Source organism: Streptomyces sp. WMMB 322 (genome assembly GCF_900090145.1).
Lineage (GTDB): Bacteria > Actinomycetota > Actinomycetes > Streptomycetales > Streptomycetaceae > Streptomyces.
Map to the genome: position 1 here is coordinate 1 of NZ_FMHI01000017.1, position 16,816 is coordinate 16,816.

The 16,816-nt window shown below is 71.3% G+C and carries 13 protein-coding genes; 6 read left to right on the forward strand and 7 right to left on the reverse strand.

Going from position 1 to position 16,816, the window contains the following annotated elements:
• Positions 1-361 precede the first annotated feature (361 nt).
• The 4 genes from H180DRAFT_RS22645 (at position 362) to rarD (ending at position 5,630) form a co-directional block, all read left to right on the forward strand.
• Positions 362-1,021, forward strand: coding sequence for a response regulator transcription factor (locus H180DRAFT_RS22645; RefSeq protein ID WP_055488086.1), 660 nt, complete (start codon positions 362-364; stop codon positions 1,019-1,021).
• A 235-nt stretch (positions 1,022-1,256) separates the two neighbouring features.
• Positions 1,257-3,251 carry a 2-oxoacid:acceptor oxidoreductase subunit alpha gene (locus H180DRAFT_RS22650; RefSeq protein WP_055487976.1) on the forward strand — a complete coding sequence of 665 codons (1,995 nt, stop codon included), beginning with the start codon at positions 1,257-1,259 and terminating at the stop codon, positions 3,249-3,251.
• Positions 3,244-4,335, forward strand: a complete 1,092-nt coding sequence (locus H180DRAFT_RS22655) for a 2-oxoacid:ferredoxin oxidoreductase subunit beta (protein ID WP_055487977.1) — start codon at positions 3,244-3,246, stop codon at positions 4,333-4,335. Before H180DRAFT_RS22650 ends, H180DRAFT_RS22655 begins: the two co-directional genes overlap by 8 nt.
• A 212-nt stretch (positions 4,336-4,547) precedes the next feature.
• On the forward strand, positions 4,548-5,630 hold the full coding sequence (rarD, locus tag H180DRAFT_RS22660) for an EamA family transporter RarD (protein WP_079100328.1): 1,083 nt from the start codon (positions 4,548-4,550) through the stop codon (positions 5,628-5,630).
• Here the strand turns inward: rarD and H180DRAFT_RS22665 are convergent.
• The 4 genes from H180DRAFT_RS22665 to H180DRAFT_RS22680 form a co-directional block, all read right to left on the reverse strand.
• Entirely contained in the window at positions 5,620-6,543 is a 924-nt protein-coding gene (locus H180DRAFT_RS22665; RefSeq protein WP_055487979.1) for an ABC transporter permease, read from the reverse strand. The genes rarD and H180DRAFT_RS22665 overlap by 11 nt on opposite strands.
• Complete coding sequence (locus H180DRAFT_RS22670) at positions 6,530-7,522, reverse strand: ABC transporter ATP-binding protein (RefSeq protein ID WP_055487980.1); 993 nt, start codon at positions 7,520-7,522, stop codon at positions 6,530-6,532. Before H180DRAFT_RS22670 ends, H180DRAFT_RS22665 begins: the two co-directional genes overlap by 14 nt.
• A gap of 108 nt (positions 7,523-7,630) precedes the next feature.
• Positions 7,631-9,004, reverse strand: coding sequence for a LolA family protein (locus H180DRAFT_RS22675; protein WP_055487981.1), 1,374 nt, complete (start codon positions 9,002-9,004; stop codon positions 7,631-7,633).
• A 428-nt stretch (positions 9,005-9,432) separates the two neighbouring features.
• Positions 9,433-10,446 (reverse strand): polyprenyl synthetase family protein, encoded by a 1,014-nt coding sequence (locus tag H180DRAFT_RS22680; RefSeq protein ID WP_055487982.1) that lies wholly within the window; start codon positions 10,444-10,446, stop codon positions 9,433-9,435.
• Positions 10,447-10,778: 332 nt separating this feature from the next.
• Here H180DRAFT_RS22680 and fahA point away from each other — a divergent pair, with 332 nt between their 5' ends.
• Positions 10,779-12,005 (forward strand): fumarylacetoacetase, encoded by a 1,227-nt coding sequence (fahA, locus tag H180DRAFT_RS22685; RefSeq protein ID WP_055487983.1) that lies wholly within the window; start codon positions 10,779-10,781, stop codon positions 12,003-12,005.
• A 478-nt stretch (positions 12,006-12,483) separates the two neighbouring features.
• On the opposite strand, the gene H180DRAFT_RS22690 is transcribed toward fahA, so the two are convergent.
• Both H180DRAFT_RS22690 and H180DRAFT_RS22695 read right to left on the reverse strand, forming a co-directional pair.
• Complete coding sequence (locus H180DRAFT_RS22690) at positions 12,484-13,260, reverse strand: FadR/GntR family transcriptional regulator (RefSeq protein ID WP_079100343.1); 777 nt, start codon at positions 13,258-13,260, stop codon at positions 12,484-12,486.
• 5 nt (positions 13,261-13,265) lie between these two features.
• Positions 13,266-14,615, reverse strand: a complete 1,350-nt coding sequence (locus H180DRAFT_RS22695; protein ID WP_055487984.1) for an enolase C-terminal domain-like protein — start codon at positions 14,613-14,615, stop codon at positions 13,266-13,268.
• 331 nt (positions 14,616-14,946) lie between these two features.
• On the opposite strand from H180DRAFT_RS22695, the gene H180DRAFT_RS22700 reads away from it, so the two are divergent.
• Positions 14,947-15,873, forward strand: coding sequence for a fumarylacetoacetate hydrolase family protein (locus H180DRAFT_RS22700; protein ID WP_055487985.1), 927 nt, complete (start codon positions 14,947-14,949; stop codon positions 15,871-15,873).
• A gap of 60 nt (positions 15,874-15,933) precedes the next feature.
• Here H180DRAFT_RS22700 and H180DRAFT_RS22705 read toward each other — a convergent pair whose 3' ends face one another.
• Entirely contained in the window at positions 15,934-16,620 is a 687-nt protein-coding gene (locus tag H180DRAFT_RS22705; RefSeq protein WP_055487986.1) for a cytidylate kinase family protein, read from the reverse strand.
• Between the last annotated feature and the right edge of the window lie 196 nt (positions 16,621-16,816).

A 16,816-nucleotide genomic window follows, 5' to 3' on the forward strand; every position in this document is an offset into this window, starting at 1 on the left:
GGCCTCACCGAACGCCTCACCGCCGTCGACGGACTCCTCGTCATCAACTCCCCCACCGGCGGCCCCACCACCATCACCGCCGAACTCCCCTGGCGGGACTGATCCGCGCCCCCGCCCGGGCCGGGCCGGACCCGGCCGGGCCGTGGCAACCCGTGACCGCGCTGCTGCGTCCCCCCGACCCGGCGGCCCGCTTCTGGAATGCTGAGCGCGTCGCAGACGTCCTTATGAGCAGTCCGCAGCGAGAAGCCGGGGGAACGGAATGGCGCAGAACGCGAACGGCGCGAACGGTGCGAGCAGTGCGCAGGACGGACAGAACGGACAGGACGCGCAGGACGCAGGCTCACAGGACACGCGCGACAGGGTGCGGGTGGTCATCGCCGAGGACTCGGTGTTGCTGCGGGAGGGCCTGACCCGGCTGCTGACCGACCGGGGCCACGAGGTCGTGGCGGGCGTCGGGGACGGCGACGCGCTGGTGAAGACGGTCGCCGACCTCGCCGCCGCGGGCTCGGTCCCGGACGTGGTGGTCGCCGACGTACGGATGCCGCCGACCCACACCGACGAGGGTGTGCGGGCGGCGATCGCGCTCCGCCGGGCCCACCCCGACCTGGGCGTCCTGGTGCTCTCGCAGTACGTGGAGGAGCAGTACGCGACGGAGCTGCTGGCCGGCTCCAGCAGCGGCGTGGGCTACCTGCTCAAGGACCGCGTGGCGGAGGTGCGGGAGTTCGTGGACGCTGTGGTCCGTGTCGCCCGGGGCGGTACGGCGCTCGATCCGGAGGTGGTCGCACAGCTTCTGGGCCGCAGCCGCAAGCAGGACGTACTGGCGGCGCTGACCCCGCGCGAGCGGGAGGTGCTGGGGCTGATGGCGGAGGGACGCACGAACTCCGCGATCGCGCAGCAGCTCGTGGTCAGCCACGGCGCCGTCGAGAAGCACGTGAGCAACATCTTCATGAAGCTGGGTCTGTCGCAGAGTGACGCTGATCACCGCCGGGTGCTGGCGGTGCTGACGTACATCAGCTCCTAGCCGCTCCCACTGCCGGCCGCGGGCGGCCGGCGGTGGGTCCGGCATCCGGCCGACGACGCCCTGAGCAGGTGTCCAGCGGCCGGCGCACAGCAGGAGGAAGGGCCACACGGGGCACGGATCCGGACATGGCCGGTGTCTCAGGAGCCCGTCCGCGATGTGGTCAGTCCAGGGAAGGCAACCCTTACCGACGTACGATGTCAGGCGAGCCCGCAGCCTCGAGGAGGTCCGATCCACCGTGACCAACCAGGTCAACAGCCCGGCCGGGCAGCGCCCTGGCGCCGACGAACCCGCCGCGGGCGGGACGAACGGCACCGGAAGTGTCGACGACGTCGACGGCCCCGGCGGTGAGGCGGGCGCCCGTCCCGCCTCCGGCAAAGAGGTACGCCGCCTGGAACGGGTGATCATCCGCTTCGCGGGCGACTCCGGCGACGGCATGCAGCTGACCGGAGACCGCTTCACCTCCGAGACCGCCTCGTTCGGCAACGACCTCTCGACGCTGCCGAACTTCCCGGCGGAGATCCGTGCCCCCGCGGGCACGCTCCCCGGCGTCTCCTCCTTCCAGCTGCACTTCGCCGACCACGACATCCTCACGCCGGGTGACGCACCCAACGTCCTCGTCGCGATGAACCCGGCGGCGCTGAAGGCGAACATCGGCGACGTGCCGCGCGGCGCGGAGATCATCGTCAACACCGACGAGTTCACCAAGCGCGCCATGGCCAAGGTCGGCTACGACGCCAGCCCGCTCGAGGACGGCTCGCTCGACGGCTACCGCGTGCACCAGGTGCCGCTGACCACGCTGACCGTGGAGGCACTCAAGGAGTTCGACGTCGGCCGCAAGGACGCCGGCCGCTCGAAGAACATGTTCGCTCTGGGTCTGCTGTCGTGGATGTACAACCGCCCCACCGAGCAGACCGAGCACTTCCTGCGCACCAAGTTCGCGAAGAAGCCGCAGGTCGCCCAGGCGAACATCGCCGCCTACCGGGCCGGCTGGAACTTCGGCGAGACCACCGAGGACTTCGCCGTCTCCTACGAGGTGGCTCCGGCCACCACCGCGTTCCCGCCCGGGACGTACCGGAACATCTCCGGCAACCTCGCCCTCGCCTACGGGCTGATCGCCGCCTCCCAGCAGTCCGGGCTGCCCCTGTTCCTCGGCTCGTACCCCATCACCCCGGCCTCGGACGTGCTGCACGAGCTGTCCAGGCACAAGAACTTCGGGGTGCGCACCTTCCAGGCGGAGGACGAGATCGCCGGCATCGGCGCAGCGCTCGGCGCAGCCTTCGGCGGCGCGCTCGGCGTGACGACGACCTCCGGGCCGGGTGTGGCGCTGAAGTCGGAGACCATCGGCCTCGCGGTCTCGCTGGAACTGCCGCTGCTGATCGTCGACATCCAGCGCGGAGGCCCCTCCACCGGGCTGCCCACCAAGACCGAGCAGGCCGACCTGCTTCAGGCGATGTACGGACGCAACGGCGAGGCGCCCGTGCCGGTCGTCGCGCCGTCCACGCCCGCCGACTGCTTCACCGCCGCCCTGGAGGCGGCGCGCATCGCGCTGACCTACCGCACTCCGGTCTTCCTGCTCTCCGACGGCTACCTCGCCAACGGCTCCGAACCGTGGCGCGTACCGGAGCTGGGCGAACTGCCGGACCTGCACGTGCAGTTCACCCAGGTGCCCAACCACCGCCTGGAGGACGGCACCGAGGCGTTCTGGCCGTACAAGCGCGACCCGCAGACCCTGGCGCGGCCCTGGGCCGTCCCCGGAACGCCCGGCCTGGAGCACCGCATCGGCGGCATCGAGAAGCAGGACGGCACCGGCAACATCTCCTACGACCCGGCCAACCACGACCTGATGGTGCGCACCCGGCAGGCCAAGATCGACGGCATCGACGTCCCCGACGTCGTGGCCGACGACCCGGACGGCCTGGCCACCACGCTCGTGCTGGGCTGGGGTTCGACGTACGGGCCGGTCACCGCGGCCGTACGCCGGCTGCGCAGGGACGGGCAGCACATCGCGCAGGCGCACCTGCGGCATCTCAACCCGTTCCCGTCCAACCTCGGCGCTGTGCTGAGGCGTTACGAGAAGGTGATCATCCCCGAGATGAACCTGGGACAGCTGGCCACCCTCATCCGCGCCGAGTTCCTCGTCGACGCCCACTCCTACACCCAGGTCAACGGCATGCCCTTCAAGGCAGAGCAGCTCGCGACCGCACTGAAGGAGGCATCCCTCGATGACTGAGACGACCGGGACGCCCCGGGAGAGCGAGGCTCTCTCGCTCGTGCCCAAGGCCGAAGCCGCGCAGAGCATGAAGGACTTCAAGTCCGACCAGGAAGTGCGCTGGTGCCCCGGCTGCGGCGACTACGCGGTGCTGGCCGCCGTGCAGGGCTTCATGCCCCAACTCGGCCTGGCCAGGGAGAACATCGTCTTCGTCTCCGGGATCGGCTGCTCCTCCCGCTTCCCGTACTACATGAACACCTACGGGATGCACTCCATCCACGGGCGTGCGCCCGCCATCGCCACGGGCCTGGCGAGCACGCGGCGCGACCTGTCGGTGTGGGTCGTCACGGGTGACGGCGACGCGCTGTCCATCGGCGGCAACCACCTCATCCACGCGCTGCGCCGCAACGTGAACTTGAAGATCCTGCTGTTCAACAACCGGATCTACGGGCTCACCAAGGGCCAGTACAGCCCCACTTCGGAGACGGGCAAGATCACGAAGTCGACGCCGATGGGCTCGCTGGACTCCCCCTTCAATCCCGTCTCGCTGGCGCTGGGTGCGGAGGCGTCGTTCGTCGCCCGTACGGTCGACTCGGACCGCAAGCACCTCACCAGCACCCTCCGCGCCGCGGCGGATCACCACGGCACGGCGCTCGTCGAGATCTACCAGAACTGCAACATCTTCAACGACGGCGCCTTCGAAGCCCTCAAGGACAAACAGCAGGCGCAGGAGGCCGTGATCCGCCTGGAGCACGGGGAGCCGGTCCGCTTCGGCGCCCCCGGCGAGGACGGACTGGGTTCGAAGGGCGTCGTCCGCGACCAGGCCACCGGTGACCTGCGCATCATCGACGTCACGGAGGAAGGCAGCGACGGTGTGCTCGTGCACGACGCGCACGCGGAGTCCCCGACCACCGCGTTCGCGCTCTCGCGGCTGGCCGACCCGGAGACCCTGCACCACACGCCGATCGGTGTGCTCAGGGACGTCAACCGGCCCGTGTACGACGCGGACATGAACACACAGCTCGAAGCCGCCGTGGAGAACCAGGGCAAGGGGGACCTCGGGGCGCTGCTCGCGGGCAACGACACCTGGACGGTCGCCGGCTGACGCGACGCGACGGCACAACTCGGGTGCGGCCCCGCCGGATTCCTTCCGGCGGGGCCGCCCTTGTGCCGGCCGGCAGTCCGCCGGGGTCCTCGGAGCCGCCCCTCCGCGCTGTCAGTACCGTCATGTGAAACGGAGATGACAGCGGGTTTCCGCGGCGGTTACCGTCGATGCGGTATCGACGGCTGACTGCCGAGCCCCGAGGAGGACGGTTCGTGGGATCCCGAAGCGACGAGCGAACCGGCCTGCTCTACGGCTTCGCCGCCTACGGCCTCTGGGGAATCCTCCCCCTCTACTGGCACCTGCTCGAATCCACCAACCCCGCCGAGGTCCTCGCGCACCGGATGGTGTGGTCCCTGCCGACGGCCCTCGTGCTGCTCGCCGTGCTGCGGCGCTGGGCGTGGATCCGTCCGCTGCTGCGGCAGCCCAAGCGGCTCGGCCTCGTCGCCGTCGCCGCGACGGCGATCTCCATGAACTGGGGACTGTTCATCTGGTCGGTGAGCGTCGGCAGGGTCCTGGAGTCCTCGCTGGGCTACTTCATCAACCCGCTGGTCTCCATCGCCTTCGGCGTGCTGCTGCTGCGCGAGCGGCTGCGGCCCGCGCAGTGGGCGGCGGTCGGCATCGGCACCGTCGCGGTGGCCGTGCTGAGCATCGGCTACGGGCAGGTGCCGTGGCTCTCGATCGCGCTGGCCCTCTGCTTCGCCACATACGGGCTCGTCAAGAAGCGCATCCTGCTGGACGGTGTCGACAGCTTCAGCGCCGAGACCGCCGTCCAGTTCGTGCCGGCCATGGGGTTCCTGCTCTACCTCGGCGCCACGGGTGAGGGCTCGTTCGTCTCCGGCGGCCCGGGCCACGCGCTGCTGCTCGCGGTCTCCGGTCTGGTCACGGCGGTTCCGCTGATCTTCTTCGGGAGCGCGGCCGTGCGGCTGCCGCTGTCCACCATCGGCCTGCTCCAGTACGTGGCGCCGGCGCTGATGTTCATCCTCGGGCTGCTGGTCTTCCACGAGGAGATGCCGCCGGAACGCTGGGCCGGCTTCGTACTGGTGTGGATCGCTCTGTGCGTGCTCACCTGGGACGCCCTGCGCACCAGGCGCCGCGCCCGCGAGGAGCTGCGCAGGGCCGCCGCGCGCGCGGAGGAGTCGGCGACGGCCGCGACGCGGGGGCGGGCCACGGCCGCTGCGTCCTCTCCGGCTCCTGCGTCCTCCCCCGCGCCTTCGTCCTCTCCGGCTTCTTCGACGGCCGCCTCCCCCGCGTCCGCGGAGGCGTCCCCGTCCTCGCACCCCTGCCCTAAGCAGTGACGTCCCGGGTGGTGAACCGGGCCCAGGCCGCGGAGCCGAACACGGCCGTGTACAGGGCCTGCAGGCCGAAGTTCTTCACCAGCTCGTCCCAGTAGACGGGGTCGCGCAGCACGTCGGCGAAGCTCAGCCAGTAGTGCGGGAAGAGGTAGGGCTGCACGGCATGCAGCTGCGGGACGGTGTCCACGATCTGAACCATGAGCAGCAGCCCCACGGTTGCGGCCATCGCGGCGATCCCGCTGTTCGTGAGGGTCGAGATGAACAGTCCGAGAGCGGCCACTCCCGTCAGTGAGACCGAGACGGCCACCGCGATCGCCACGGCCCGCAGCAAGCCCTCCGAGAGGGGGACCGTGGTCCCCGACAGCAGGGTGACCTCCCCGAGCGGGAAGAGAACGGCGCCGGTCGCCAGGGCCGCGGCCGTGACGACGAGGGTGGCGGCGAAGCAGAAGACCACCGTGCCCGCGTACTTCACGAGCAGCAGCCGTGTGCGCCCCGACGGAGCGACCAGGAGGTAGCGCAGCGTTCCCGCGTTGGCCTCGCCCGCCACCGAGTCGCCCGCGACGACGCCGACCGTCATCGGCAGGAAGAACGGCAGCGTGGCCGCGAGCGAGGTGAAGACGAGGAAGAGGCCGTTGTTGGTGATCTGCGAGATGAACGCCGGTCCGCCGCCGTCGCCTCCGCCCGAACCACCGTCCGCCGTCTCGATCTTGACCGCGATACCCACCAGCACCGGGATCACCGCGAGCACGCCCAGCAGCGCCACGGTGCGCCACCGCCGGAACATGGTGAGCAGTTCGCTGCGCAGCAGACCGGACGTGCGCAGACGGCCCTTCTCCCCCCGGGGCGCCACCGCCCACGGCGGGCCGGCGGTTCCGCCGGCACCGCTCGTCGCGGCTGCCGCCTCAGCCCGCGACATCGAAGCCCTCCCCGGTGAGCGTGACGAAAACGTCCTCCAGCGACGCACGCGTCACGCCGAAGCCCCGCACGCGGACCCCGGACCGTACGAGCGCGGCGTTCAGGCCGGCGAGATCGGGCTCCCCCGCCGCATCCGGCGACTCGGGCCCCCGAGCCGCCTCCGGCGGCGGAAGTTCACCCGTGACCTCGTCGCCGGTCACCGTCAGGTCGCCCACGCCGTGCTCCTTCAGTACACGCGCGGCCTCCGCGCCGTCCGGTGTCGTGACGGTGAGCCGGCCGCGGACGCCCGCCGACATCTCGGCGACGGTGCCCTGGGTGACGAGCCGCCCGCGGTTCATCACGGCCGTGTGGGTGCAGACCTGCTCGATCTCGTCCAGGAGGTGCGAGGAGAGAAAGACGGTGGTGCCCTCCTGCGCCAACGCCCGTACGAGTGAACGGATTTCGCGCATGCCCTGCGGGTCCAGGCCATTGGTCGGCTCGTCCAGCACCAGCAGTTCGCGCGGCTTGAGCAGGGCCGCGGCGATCCCCAGGCGCTGCTTCATGCCCAGCGAGTAGGCCTTGGCCTTCTTGCCCGCTGCCGCCGAGAGCCCGACCCGCTCCAGCGCGTCCTCGACCCTCGTCCTGCGGGTACGCGGATCGGCGGTGGGGTCCGCGGCGTCGAAGCGGTGGAGATTGGCGCGCCCCGAGAGGAAGCCGTACAGCGCGGGCCCCTCGATGAGGGCGCCGACGCGCGGCAGCACCCGCCGCGCCGCGGACGGCATGGGCTCGCCCAGCAGGCGGGCCTCCCCCTCGGTGGCGTCGATGAGGCCGAGCAGCATGCGGATCGTGGTGGTCTTGCCCGAGCCGTTGGGCCCGAGGAAGCCGAAGACACTGCCGCGCGGCACGGCCAGATCGAGCCCGTCGACGGCGAGTTGGCCGCCCCGGTAGCGCTTGCTGAGTCCGCGCGTCTCGATGACCGCTGCGTGGGACGGCTCAGCCATGGCGCTCCCGTGGTCTCTCGCTCGATCTGCCTCCGTCACGTCCGTCCCCACCGCCCGCGGCGGGCGATGGGGACGGTACGGGCCGGTCACGACCTCCCGAAGGGAAGGTCACCTGGCGGCGGCGTCGGCGGCCTTGATCAGGCCCTCCTTCGTCACGGCGCCCACATAGATCTTTCCGTCGTCCGTCATCAGAGCATTGACCAGCCGGGTGTGGAAGATCCGGCCGGTTCCGAAGTCGCCCTTGGCCTTGTCGGTGAAACTGTCGAGGAACTTCCCGGCCTGCGGCGACTTGCTGTCCTCACCGCCGGGTGCGGGGAGGCCGGGCATTCCGCTCGCTCCGCCCTTCCCCATGTCGAACTCGGCGACCGAACCCCAGCCCTTGCCGAGCGTCTTCAGCCCGGACAGCCCCGGGCCCTCGCCCTTCTCGAGGTCCTTGAACTTCTCGCCCTTGTCGTGCTTCCGGAACTTGTCGAACTTCTCTGCGGCACCCGGCGGCATGCCGTGGTGCTCACGGTGGGCCCCGCCGCGCGGCAACTCGGTGACGTCGGTGCCCTTCGGGGGCTTGAAGTCGAAGGTCCCTGCATCCGGCTTGCCGAAGTCGACCTTGGTGTAGCGCACGTCGACGGCCGGCTCGCCGCCGCCCTTCGGGGCGAGGGTGAACGTCAGGGGTGTGCCGGTGTCCGCGTCGACCGCGATCCGTACGGAGTCGACGGTCGAGTGCGGGGCACCCTTCGGCTTGATCACCAGCTGGTAGGCGTCACGGCCGGCGACCTGCGCCGTGCCGTCCACGGTCACGGACGTGGAGTCTTCCGCCGCCTTCAGCGCCTGCTCGGCCGCCTTCTGCGGAGTGATGTCGCCGACCCCGCCGGCGCCCGGCATCCCGAAGTGGCCCTTGTCGTGCTTTCCGTGCTTGTCGTCCTTGTCGTGCTTTCCGGCGCCCTTCGGTGCCTTCGCGTGGAGGGCGGAGTCGGAACCGCTGTCGTACACCCACATCTCGTCGCCGTTGTGGATGAGGCTGTACTCGGAGGTCTCCTCCACGACGGAGACCCGCTGCTTGTCCGGGCCGTCCGCGGCCACGCGGAGGGTGTGCTCACCGGAGGCCAGCTCCATCAGCTTCTCCTGGGGCTCGGCCACCCCGTCCTTGCCACCGCCGCGCGGGCCGTCCTTCTGATGCCCGCCGTCACCGTGCGGTCCGCCGCCGAAGAGGCCTCCGCCCTGCTTGCCGCTGCCGCCGCCCGCGCCGGGCAGTTCGGGCAGGCCCAGGTCGGTGCTGACCTTCACGGTGCCGGACATGTGCTGGGTGTCGGACGCGGCCAGCTTCGCCACGAGCTCTTCCGCCGAGATCTTCGGCAGGTCCGGGGCACCCACGTCCGCCAGCGCAGGGACGAGTCCGATGGTCAATGCGGCGACTCCGGCGACGCCGGCCGGTATCCCGTAACGGACGGCCTTCCTGCCGGTGGTCCTCGGTTGGATCTGTGCCATGTCGTGCCCTACCTCCGGGTCGGTGGCCGGTCCTGTACGTGCACTCGTCCTTCCCCTGCCTTCGGCGGGGAGACCCCACTCCTGCCTTCGGCGGGGAGACCCTCGCGGGAGACCCGCACTGCCTCGGGCGGGGAGGCTCCGCCCCGCTCGGCCATTGTCCCCGAATTCCACGGGGACGTGCGGGGTGGAGTCTCAATGGCACCAAACCGGTGAGCCGTTGGCGTCCGCCGGAGGAGGCAAGTCCGCCTACTCCTGCGGGTGGAGAGAGGCCGGGGAAAAGTCCCCCGTGCGGAGGCCGCCGACAGTGGTCGTCCCTGAAGCCGCCGGGCGGCGCGGACCGCTCCGTGACCCTTTCCCGGCAGCGACGCCGCAGGTGAGCGGCCTTGCCCAAGGGGTGACGCGGAGTGGTACCCGGGATGGGCGAACCCTCAGGCGGCGCGGTGCACGACGGCGTCGCACAACTGCGAAAGGGCCGCCTTGGCCGCGCAGTCGGGCAGCGGCATGAGCGTCTCGCGCGCCTCGTTCGCGTAACGGATGGTGTCCTGGCGGGCCTGCTCCAGGGCGGGGTGTGCCCGCAGCCCCGACAGGGCCTCGGCGTGACGGGCGTCGTCGGTCAGGTCGCCGTCGAGCAGTTCGAGCAGCGCCCGGTCCTCGGCCGTGGCCTCCGGGGAGGCGGCACGGGCACGGAGACGGAGCACGGGAAGAGTGGGGATGCCCTCGCGCAGGTCGGTGCCGGGCGTCTTGCCGGACTCGGTGGAGTCGCTGGCGATGTCCAGTACGTCGTCGGCGAGTTGGAACGCGGTGCCGACACGTTCCCCGTACTGGGTGAGGATGGAGACGACGCTCTCGTCGGCCCCGGACATCAGCGCCCCGAAGCGCCCGGCGACCGCGATCAGCGACCCCGTCTTGCCCGCGATGACGTCCAGATAGTGATGCACCGGGTCGCGGCCCTCCCCGGGGCCGGCGGTCTCCAGGATCTGGCCGGTCACCAGCCGCTCGAACGCCTCCGCCTGGATGCGGACGGCCTCGGGCCCGAGGTCGGCGAGGATGTGGGAGGCGCGGGCGAAGAGATAGTCGCCGGTGAGCACCGCGACCGAGTTGGTCCAGTTGGCGTTGGCGCTGGGGACGCCGCGTCTCACGTCCGCCTCGTCCATCACGTCGTCGTGGTACAGCGTCGCCAGATGGGTCAGCTCCACGACGACGGCCGAGGGCACCACCCCCGGCGCGTGCGGGTCGCCGAACTGTGCGCCGAGCATCACCAGCAGTGGGCGGAAGCGTTTCCCGCCGGCGCGTACAAGGTGCTGCGCGGCGCCCGTTATGAACGGGACGTCGCTTTTCGTGGCCTCGAAGAGGCCTTCTTCGACAGCAGCCAACCCCGCCCGGACATCGGCTTCGAGAGCCTTGTCCCGCAAGATCAGTCCGAAGGGCCCGACTTCGGTCACGAGGGGGTTCTCCTGTCTGCATACGACGAGGGAGCGAACACGGGGAACGCTCACTGCTTTCACTTTCAGGTCGTCGCCATCACGGGCAGCGTATCCGGTCCCGAGTGGATCTCCGTGGGCGCGTATGCCCTGACGTATGCGGACCCCGCCGCCGAGGGTCCGCGGCCCCGCCGCCGGCTCGTTCCCCCTGGTCCGCCCGCCGCGCTCCGGCGGGCGGCGCACGGTCCTCCCCGCGCCTCGGCGGCAGACGAACCCTTCCGGGAACGGCGGCGGGGCGGTGCCCGTACGCTGAACTCGCCCGTGACCGGCGACGATCTCGAAGGACAGGCACCGTGACAGACGCGACCCCTCCCCCACTGCCCGAGGGCGACCCCTTCGGCCCGGACAACCTCCCCTACGGCGTGTGCACCACCCCCGAGGACCCCGCCCGGCCGCACATCGTCGTGCGCTACGGCGACCACGTCCTGGACGCGGGCGGGGCGGCGGAGGCCTTCGGCTCGTCGTACGCGGAGCTCCTGCGGCAGCCCCTGCTGGGGCCCCTGATGGCCGCGGGACGTCCCGTGTGGCAGGCGGTGCGCGGGGAGCTGCGCGAGTGGCTCACCGCACCGCAGCACCGGGAGACCGCGGGCCGGTTCCTGCGGCCGCTGGCGGAGGTGACGATGCGCCTGCCCTTCGAGGTCTCCGACTATGTCGACTTCTACGCCAGCGAGCATCACGCCACGAACGTCGGAAAGATCTTCCGGCCCGACAGCGCCGCGCTGCCCGCCAACTGGAAGCATCTGCCCATCGGTTACCACGGCCGCGCGGGCACCGTCGTCGTCTCCGGCACCCCCGTGCTGCGGCCCAAGGGCCAGCGCAAGCCGCCCACCGAGGACTCGCCGGTCTTCGGCGCCTCGCGGCGGCTCGACATCGAGGCCGAGGTCGGATTCGTCGTCGGCACCCCGACCGCACACGGCGACAGCGTCCCGCTCTCCGCCTTCCGCGACCACGTCTTCGGCGTGACGCTCCTCAACGACTGGTCGGCGCGCGACATCCAGGGCTGGGAGTACGTGCCGCTCGGCCCGTTCCTCGGCAAGTCCTTCGCGACGTCCGTCTCCGCCTGGATCACTCCGCTCGACGCCCTCGACTCCGCCCGTACCGCACCGCCGGAGCGCGACGTGCCGCTGCTGCCCTATCTCGACGACTCGGCGGAGCCGGAGCCCGGCGGCATCGATCTGAGGCTGACGGTGAGCATCAACGGTCACGCCGTCTCCGAGCCGCCGTTCTCCGCGATGTACTGGACCGCCGCACAGCAGCTCGCGCACATGACGGTCAACGGCGCCTCGCTGCGCACGGGCGACCTCTACGCGTCCGGCACGGTGAGCGGGCCGGAGCGCTCGCAGCGCGGCTGCCTGCTGGAGCTGACGTGGGGCGGCAAGGAACCTCTCGAACTGCCGCACGGCAGCCGGGGGTTCCTGGAGGACGGGGACGAAGTGACCCTCTCCGCATGGGCGCCCGGCCCCGGCGGCGGGCGCATCGGCCTGGGCGAGGTCACCGGAAAGGTACTGCCCGCGCGGTAGGGGCGCGGGGCGCGCAGCGCCATCGGGGACCGCTGCTCCGGGTCGCTGCGCCGGTCCCCGGTGGCGCTGCGCCGGCCGTGGTCCGCCGCAACAGCGGACCACGCCTTGCCCGCCACGGGAGCACCGCGGGGGCACGGCGGGGGCACCGCACCGCCCCGACTCCCGAGCCCGGGGCGGCACCAGCACCACCCCGCGACCGACCCCGGACCGGGCCCCCACGGACCCGGCCATGGAACGTACGGACGCGGCCACCGCACCACAACGCCCCACCCGCACACCGGTGTCGGCACACCGCGACAGCAGCCGGCTCGCCGCCGCAACGGCGGACCACGCACCGCCCCGCCGCGGGGCCATCGTGCACTGCGGTCCGAAGACCGCTGCGATCCGTCGCGGCACGGCCGCCCGCCGCAGGCCGGGCAGGCCGGCCGGACCGGGCCGACGGCCCGCGGGGCGCGCCGGCCGCCCGGGCCGCCCGGCGTCACTCCCCGGGCCCGCCAGGGCGCTCCCGCACCGCGTCCAGGCGCTCGCGCACCCACCGCTCCACGTCGTTGACGTGGCGGCTCGCCGCCGCGAAGGCGCCGAGGCTGTCGCGGGCGCGCAGCGCACCGTGGATGTCCATGTGCTGCTGATGCGTCCAGGCGAGGACGTCGGACTTGACCAGGGCCCGCCACATGCGGGCCCTGGCCGTCCGGTTGCTCACCGACGAGACCAGGGACTGGAGCGTGCGGTTGCCCGTCGCCGCGACGATGTCGGCGTGGAACGCCAGGTCCTCGCGGACGAGTTCGCCCGGGTCCTGCACCGTCCGCATCCGCTCGATGCGCTCCAGCAGCCCGTCGAGTTCGGCGTCGCCGATGCGGGTCGCGGCGAGCGCGGTCGCTCCCGGCTCCAGCACTTTGCGGCATTCGAGCATCTCGTCCAGTGCGGTGTCGTGGGCGAGGTCGAGAAAGCTGCCGATGGCGCTCATGAGCCGCTCGGGACGCAGATCGGTGACGAACGTGCCGTCGCCGCGCCGCACTTCGAGGACTCCGGCCATGGCGAGCGCCCGCACCGCCTCGCGCAGCGAGGGACGGGACAGCTCCAGTTCACCGGCGAGCGCCGCCTCGGGAGGCAGCCGGTGCCCGGGGGCGAACTCGCCGCTCTCGATGCGCCGTTTCAGGCGGCCGATCGCCACGTCCACGACGCTGACGGCGTCATTCGCACGCGGACGGGGGACGCCGCCTGTGCCGCCGTCCTCGCCGGCTCTGTCGGAAACCATGGCGGTCAGGATGTCACCGTGGCAGCCGCGTCGCTCCACACCGGTCCGTCGGGGAAGCGGTGGGCCTGAAGCGTCTCGCGGCGGATCTGCGCGCTGTAGCCCGGGGCTTCGGGCACGCGGTAGCGGGAGCCCTCGACGCGCACGGGGTCGTGGAAGTGCTCGTGCAGGTGGTCGACGTACTCGACGACGCGGTCCTCCATGGAGCCGCTGACCGCCACGTAGTCGAAGACCGAGAGGTGCTGCACCAGTTCGCACAGTCCGACGCCGCCGGCGTGCGGGCACACCGGTACGCCGTGCGCGGCGGCGAGCAGCAGGGAGGCGACCGCCTCGTTGACGCCGCCGAGCCGGCAGGCGTCGATCTGGCAGATGCCGATCGCCTCCGCCTGGAGGAACTGTTTGAACATCACGGCGTTGTGGGCGTGTTCTCCGGTGGCGACGTTGATCGGGGCGATGCGGCGCTGGATGGCCGCGTGCCCGAGCACGTCGTCCGGGCTGGTCGGCTCCTCGAACCACCAGATGCCGAACTCCTTGAGCGCGTCTGCCCATTCGATGGCCTCGTCGACGCCGAGCGTCTGGTTCGCGTCGATCATCAGCCGGCGGTCGGGACCGATGATCTCGCGGGCGATGCGGCAGCGGCGCACGTCGTCGTCGAGGTTCGCGCCGACCTTCAGCTTGACCGAGTCCCAGCCCTGCTCCACGGCCTCGCGGCACAGACGGGCCAGCTTCTCGTCGTCGTAGCCGAGCCAGCCGGCGCTGGTGGTGTAGGCGGGGTAGCCGTGCTCGCGGACGTACGCCTCGCGCTCGGCCCGGCCCGGAACCCGCGACTCCAGCAGTTCCAGGGCTGCTTCGGGTGTGAGCGCGTCCTTGAGGTAGCGCCAGTCGACGATGTCGACGATCTGGCGCGGGGTGAAGTCGGCGAGCAGCTTCCACACGGGCTTGCCCGCACGCTTGGCGGCCAGGTCCCAGCCGGCGTTGATGACGGCGGCCGCCCCGAGGTGGATCGCGCCCTTGTCGGGGCCGAGCCAGCGCAGTTGGCTGTCGCCGAGGAGATGCCGGGAGAAGCCGCCGAGGTCACCGGTGATCTCGTCGACGGACATGCCGACCGCGCGGCGGCCGATCGCCTCGGCGGCGGCGACGGCCAGTTCGGTTCCCCGGCCGATGGTGAACGTGAAGCCGTGCCCCTCGGAGACCTGCTCCCCGTCGCCTGCCGTTCCGTCGCCGTCGTCGCCGACGTGCAGGATCACGTAGGCGGCGGAGTAGTCGGGCGCCTCGTTCATGGCGTCGGAGCCGTCGAGGGCCTGCGAGGTGGGGAAGCGGACGTCGATCGTCTCGATGTCGACGATGCGGGCGGTCATCGGCACTCACTCCTGATACGTGCGAGAGGGCGGCGAAGGGTGCGCCGCGTGGGACACGCTGCGGGGCACAACGAACCCCGCTGGCCAAGATGTCAGATGTCTCGCCCACCCGCCAGACCCTCAACTCACGCCACAGAGCCATGTAACGCCAGATCCTGACGTGTACGGCCAGGGACGGACGACCCCTTGTCAGCGATATGGAGAGGGGTTTACGTTCCACCGGTCAGATGTCTTGCCGTCGGCAGGGCGCGGACGGAGACGAAGCGCAGAAGCCGAGCACCACCCGGCCGCGGACGCTGCGGGAGCGGCCCCCGGGCAGAGAGGAGCACCGATGACACGCATAGTGCGCTTCGCCGACGAGGGCGGCACCGTACGGACAGGCATCGCGGACGGCACCGGAGCCATCCGCGCGTTCGACGGCACACGGCGCATCGCCGACCTGCTGCGGCTCCCCGTGGACGAACTGCGCTCCCTCGCCGGGAGCACCGCGGGCGGGCCGGCCGTCTTCACCGAGGACGACGTGGTGCTGCTGCCGCCGCTGGACGGGATGATGGAGCTGTGGGCGGCCGGCGTCACCTACGAGCGCTCCCGTGAGGCACGCGTCGCCGAGAGCACCGAACAGTCCGTCTACGAGCGCGTCTACGACGCCGAACGCCCCGAACTCTTCTTCAAGGCGCAGCCGTGGCGGATCGTCACCGACGGCGAACCGATCGCCGTACGGGACGACTCCGAGCTGAACGTGCCCGAGCCCGAACTGGGAATCGTCCTCAACAGCCAAGGCCGGACCGTGGGTTACGTCGTCACCGACGACGTCAGCTCCCGCTCCATCGAGGGCGAGAACCCGCTGTACCTTCCGCAGGCGAAGATCTACGGCGGAAGCGCCGCGGTCTCCTCCGGCATCGTGCCCGCCTGGGAGCTCGACGACGTCTCCGCACTGCGGATCACCCTCACCGTCAGCCGCGACGGCGCCGCCGCCTTCGAGGGCGAGACCTCCACGGCCGCCTTCCACCGCGACCCGCACGGCCTCGCCGAACACCTCTGGCACGCCCAGCCGTTCCCCGACGGTGCGGTCCTGGCGACGGGCACCGGCATCGTCCCCGGCATGGACTTCACGCTGCAGGACGGCGACACGGCTCGCATCGAGATCGAGGGCGTGGGCGTGCTGTCCAACCCGGTCGTCGGCGACCAGGCGAAGCTTGACTGGCTGGTGGAGGCGGCGGAGCGGCCGCTCATCCGCCGCGAGCGGCGGGTGCGGTAGCCCCTGGTCTGATGCCTCGCGGCCGACGGTCGCCGCCTGCGTCGAGTTCCGCGGATCTGATCAGCGTGATCGGATTTCCCAGGCCGGCCGCTGGAGCTCATCGTTGTGGATGATGATGTCGGCGCGGTCTGTTGGGCGGGCAGTGGCGAAGTAAAGCTGCTGGGAGGGGATGTAACGGTCGCGCCAGGCCCGCTCGATCTCGGCTGTGCCGGCCGCGGATCCGGCCAGCGCCTCGCCTCGGGTTCTGGCGCGATTCAGCGTCCGTTCGAACGTGACAGACAGGAAGATGCTGAGGTCCCAACGGTCGGCCAGCTCCGGGCGTAGGAGGAAGACGCCGTCGAAGAGAAGCACGGAGTCCGCGGGTGCTTCGGTGACAGGAAGACACAGTGCGGTGTCGGTGCCCCGGTCGTAGACCGCCTGCTGGAACTTTCGGTCACCGGCCGGGCCCAGTGGGTCGAGCAGGACCTGGCACATCGTGTCGTGATCGTGGCTGTCGAAGTAGCAGCCCTCGGGCGAGTACTCGCCGCGCCGATAGCGCTGTGCCTTGGGGAACAGGAAACCCTCGATCGTCGCGCGGATGACGTGGCGCCCCTGTGCGCGCAGAACAACGGCAAGTTCGTCGGCCAGTGTCGTCTTGCCGGCGGCCGGCGGCCCGTCGATGGCGACGCGCACCGGGTGCCCGACCGCGACGGACTCGATCGTTTCGGCCAGGCGGCCCAGGAGTTCGCCGCGGGTACCGTCGTCCACGGTGTGCCACCGTCCCTGTGTCGTGATACGAGCCCACCCTATGGCCGGTCACGTGTCAGGCTGCTGCCGACTCCTCACATTCGACGAGGGCGCCGTTCTCGAACCTGCCGCCGGAGCGGACGAGGGTGACGAGGTGGGCACCGGTGATCGCTCGGGCACCGCCCGCGAAGCGGGGAGAGCGCGCGTGCCTGGGACA

Bases quoted from the DNA above. Each gene is read 5' to 3' on its own strand.
- H180DRAFT_RS22670 (WP_055487980.1), bottom strand. From the start codon at position 7,522: ATGGCTGAGCCGTCCCACGCAGCGGTCATCGAGACGCGCGGACTCAGC.
- H180DRAFT_RS22675 (WP_055487981.1), bottom strand. From the start codon at position 9,004: ATGGCACAGATCCAACCGAGGACCACCGGCAGGAAGGCCGTCCGTTAC.
- H180DRAFT_RS22655 (WP_055487977.1), top strand. From the start codon at position 3,244: ATGACTGAGACGACCGGGACGCCCCGGGAGAGCGAGGCTCTCTCGCTC.
- H180DRAFT_RS22695 (WP_055487984.1), bottom strand. From the start codon at position 14,615: ATGACCGCCCGCATCGTCGACATCGAGACGATCGACGTCCGCTTCCCC.
- H180DRAFT_RS22665 (WP_055487979.1), bottom strand. From the start codon at position 6,543: ATGTCGCGGGCTGAGGCGGCAGCCGCGACGAGCGGTGCCGGCGGAACC.
- H180DRAFT_RS22700 (WP_055487985.1), top strand. From the start codon at position 14,947: ATGACACGCATAGTGCGCTTCGCCGACGAGGGCGGCACCGTACGGACA.
- H180DRAFT_RS22690 (WP_079100343.1), bottom strand. From the start codon at position 13,260: ATGGTTTCCGACAGAGCCGGCGAGGACGGCGGCACAGGCGGCGTCCCC.